Below are 2,271 nucleotides of genomic sequence, written 5' to 3' on the forward strand. Positions count from 1 at the left end.
AGGGCGTCCTCGGCGTCGGCCCGGTTCTGCAGGATGCGCAGCGCCACACCGTACATCGACGGGCTGTGGCGGTCGTAGAGGGGCTCGAGCGCCGTCCGGTCGCCTGCTTGCAGGCGCCCCATCCATAGGAGATCGCTCGCCGGATCCATGCTCGAGACTCTCCGCGCCCGCGGCTGCACGTCTCTCCTCATACGCGGGTGGGAGCCGGATCGGATGGCCGGAACCGGGGACCGAGCCGGGCGACCCCCCGCAAGGGACACCGTAGCGCCGCGGCTGTTTCCGTACAACGGGAACCTCGGCGCCGGCGGCATTCCGCACCGTGCCGCGCACCAGGAAGGAAGTGGCGATGCGTCTTGTGCCGCGCCGAAGGGAAGGCGAGCAAAGCGGAGCGCTTGCAGCTCACGGCCCGCTCCATCTACGAACAGCGATTGGAGCGGTTTCCCGAGGCGACATGGGGGCACGCCCTCCGGCACGACCTGGAGTTCGGGCCCTACGATGTCGCCGTGGATCTGGCGGAGAAGAACTGGAACTTGCGCCCGAACCGGGAAGCGCGGGAGCTCCTGGAGCGTGCCTACGAGAAAACCGGGGGCCGAGCAGTGCTGGATCAGGGCAGGCCGAAGCACGAAGTCATGGGCACCACCGAGTCCAGATAGCAGGCAGCACCATGGTATCCTCCTTGGGCGTTCACGGTCGCGCGCTCCGTGCCAGGCTTGCGGCGGCAGCGTGCTCACGGTGTTCACCGGCCGCGGTGGAGCGATGGACAAGCCAGACTTCGAACGGTTGGTGCAGCAGCATGCAGGCTTCCCGCAGTTGCTCACCCTGCTCGTCGAGGCGGTGGACCACAGGGTCCTGCGCTCTCGTGAGACCGAAGTGCGCTGGTCGCCCCTGGAAATCCTGGCGCACCTGCTCGACGAGGAGCGCGAGGACTTCCGGCCCCGGGGCCAGGCTGCTTCGGAGCGCCGTCCCATCGAGAAGGCCATCGATCCGGCAGGCTGGGTGGTGCAGCGCGCTTACAATTCCAAGGACCCCGCGCAGGTGTGTGGCGACTTCGCCGCCGAGCGCGAGGTCTCTTGCGCCTGGTTGCGCCGGCTCGACTTGAAGCTGCTCGATGCTTCCCTCGAGCATCCGCAGCTCGGGCGCATGCGCTGCGGCGATTTCATCGCTGCTTGGCGCATGCACGATCTCCTCCATCTCCGCCAGCTCTCCACCGCTCTCGCCGTGCTCACGGCCCGCGGCCTCGAGGGCTGGAGGATCGACTACGCCGGCAAGATCCCCACGCCGTAGTGGGCTCAGGCCTCACCGCGCTTCGAAGGGGCTGAAGTCACGAAAGAGATCGGGAGCCAGCGGTCGCTCCGGGATGTCGCCGAGACCGCGGGCGGCCAGGGCAGCGCGGAGTCGGGCGTGCAGACCTTCCGCATCGGAATTGTGGTCGAAGTAGTAGCGCTTGAAATGATTGTAATCTTCGATGAGACGGGCGGGCGGCTCGCTGGCGACGCGCGGTAGGTACGTCTGCTCCAGGAAGGCCGGAAAGTCCAGAAAGCGAGCTTGCGGGCAGTTCTCCCGCAGCTTCTGCATCACCGCCCGGTCGTAAACGATGATCTCCCCATAGATCGGGCCGTGCGGGCCAGGAAAGCTGCAGGCAGTGTAGGGGCGCACCTGCCCCATCTGGCGCTCGGTACGCACGCGGAAGTTGACCGCGCGTCGATACACATACTCGGCGTCGGCGTACTTCTCGTGCCCCGGACGCCCGCGCGCCCGCAGGGGTGCGTGAGCGACGTACTCGTCGGTGAGGCCGCAGAACTCCACCGCCACGGGATACGCCCCGTAATAGGCCTGTGTCAGTTGGCCGGCGAGGACGAGGAACTTCGCTCCGGTCCTCGCGACGCAGGGACGCAGAGCCTCGCCGATCTCGCGCATCTCGGCCAGACGCCAACGTGGGTAGAACTGCGGCTCGTCGACGATGCCGTGATAGTGCCGATTCCCGGAGAACCGTGCGTGCTTGAGCGCGGTTCCCGTCAGAGTGAGAGCCACGAGTGCGGTGGCTGCAGCGAGACGCAGGCCGCGGCGGCGAATCCATTGCACGCCGGATTCGCACAGCAACAAGAGGAACGGAGTCGCCGGCAAGTAGAAACGAGCGAACATGAAGTCGCCGCCGATGCGCGTGATGTAAAGGATGTGCAGGAATGCGGCGACGAAGGCGAACACCAAAGGCGATGATCGGGGTTCGAGAGCCTGCTGGGTAGCCTGTGGTGTTCGCAGTGTAGTCGGGAA

The 2,271-nt window shown here is 66.7% G+C and carries 3 protein-coding genes; 2 read left to right on the forward strand and 1 reads right to left on the reverse strand.

Annotated features, from left to right (window positions below):
* Window positions 1-353: 353 nt before the first annotated feature.
* Window positions 354-653, forward strand: a complete 300-nt coding sequence (locus tag VFE28_09085) for a hypothetical protein (GenBank protein HZM16142.1) — start codon at window positions 354-356, stop codon at window positions 651-653.
* 103 nt (window positions 654-756) lie between these two features.
* The gene (locus VFE28_09090) at window positions 757-1,284 is read left to right on the forward strand and encodes a DinB family protein (GenBank protein HZM16143.1); all 528 of its coding nucleotides are present in this window, start codon (window positions 757-759) and stop codon (window positions 1,282-1,284) included.
* Between the two features lie 12 nt (window positions 1,285-1,296).
* Here the strand turns inward: VFE28_09090 and VFE28_09095 are convergent.
* Window positions 1,297-2,271: hypothetical protein (locus VFE28_09095; GenBank protein ID HZM16144.1), on the reverse strand; the 975-nt coding region annotated here is incomplete at its 5' end.

It is taken from the genome of Candidatus Krumholzibacteriia bacterium (assembly GCA_035649275.1).
Classification (GTDB): Bacteria; Krumholzibacteriota; Krumholzibacteriia.